This window comes from Acinetobacter sp. SM1B, from assembly GCF_003289665.1.
GTDB classification, from domain to species: Bacteria; Pseudomonadota; Gammaproteobacteria; order Pseudomonadales; family Moraxellaceae; genus Acinetobacter; species Acinetobacter schindleri.
In genome coordinates, this window is the sequence record NZ_QMBM01000026.1 from 1 (window position 1) to 1,621 (window position 1,621).

The window sequence follows — 1,621 nt, forward strand, 5'->3', positions numbered from 1 at the left end:
GCAGAACCCTGATAGGATAAGGGTTCTGTGAAATTTGTCGTGTACAGAGTCTTGATATATTAAAATAAGTATTTAACTATCCTAAATCGTTTTAAAAACTTAACATGACCTGAATATGAGTTCCCCGACCTGAAGACAGGATATTCAGTGTACCATTCGCACGTTGAGCACGTATTTTCATACTTTGTAGCCCTATATGCTTGGCTTCTATAATACATTCAGGATCAAAACCGACGCCATTATCCCGAATATTCAGGATTAATGCCTACTCTGTCTGTTCAAGCCCGATCCTAATCTCGCTTGCCTGACTATGTTTAATAATATTAGTCAGTGCTTCTTCAAGAATACGTGTCAGGGTTAAACATTGCAGAGGTGTGGACGACTTGTTCCATTTATCTGGTATTTGCCAATGTGCAGCAATGTGCAGCTCATCAAAAATTTCCATAAAGCGATGGCGGGTTGGCGCTGCCCATAATATTGGACTATCAGGTATTTTTGCATCCAGACTTGAACCATGATCAATAATCTGGCGTAAGTCATTACTTAATAATTTTAAAATCGATAAAAATTTTTCTTTTTCTAAATGATCATTGCGGCTCACCAGTTCGATTGAACGAACAATTGAACCACCAATACCATCATGCAAATCACGAGACAAATTAACGCGTTCTTGAAGGCGAATATTTTCTAAAGCTAATTGGTACTGAGAATTTAAAGAAGAACTGAGTTTTTGAGTCACATTATCAATTTCGTCTTTTAAAGTTTTATTAAATCGTGAAATCACCTTATTGTTACGATATAAACGCAGACCTAGTAAAAGCCCTAAGAATAAAGCACTAAATGGCGAAATAAAAGGTGACCAGAATTCATTTTGATAAGTCAGGATTTGATAAGCATCATGAATCGCAACCGGAACAAAAAATGCATGTAATCCTGCCATTAAATACACTTCAATTTGTTTAGATTTATAAGTGGCTTTGTTGCACAAACCTATCATTAAAGGCTTATTCAGCAATATAATTTCCGAATGAATAAGCCTACACCTAAAATCTATCGTACAACGAATTGGTCCTCTTATAATCGTGCCTTAATCAATCGAGGAAATATCTCGATTTGGTTTGATCCTGGCACTCAATGGTATGCCCAGCCAAAAGGCAAACAAGGACGAAATCAAACTTATTCCGATACAGCCATTCAATGCTGTCTTATGATCAGATCTCTATTTCGACTCTCTTTACGTATGGCAACCGGTTTTGTTCAAAGCCTCATTAAACTTTGCGGGTTAGATTGGACAGCTCCGGATTATTCCAGCCTCTGCAGAAGACAAAAGCATATTGATATTGCAATTAGCTATCAAAAAAGTTGTGATGGACTTCACCTACTCATCGACTCCACTGGCTTGAAGTTTTTAGTTGAGGGTGAATGGAAACGTAAGAAACATCAGTCTGAATATCGTCGGCAATGGCGTAAGCTCCATATCGGTATAGATGCTAAAACACTGCAAATACGTGCTGTACAGCTGACTACGAACAATGTCAGTGATTCGCAGGTACTTGGAGATTTACTCGCTCAAATTCCACTGGATGAGCAGATCGACTCTGTCTATACAGATGGGGCTTAT

At 38.1% G+C, this 1,621-nt stretch carries 2 protein-coding genes; one reads left to right on the top strand and one right to left on the bottom strand.

Annotated features, from left to right (window positions below):
• Positions 1–265 precede the first annotated feature (265 nt).
• Entirely contained in the window at positions 266–1,015 is a 750-nt protein-coding gene (locus C8322_RS14225; RefSeq protein WP_228156517.1) for a sensor histidine kinase, read from the bottom strand.
• Positions 1,016–1,027: 12 nt separating this feature from the next.
• On the opposite strand from C8322_RS14225, the gene C8322_RS14230 reads away from it, so the two are divergent.
• Positions 1,028–1,621, top strand: a 594-nt coding sequence (locus C8322_RS14230; protein WP_111810833.1) for an IS5 family transposase, incomplete at its 3' end; no start/stop codon positions are given.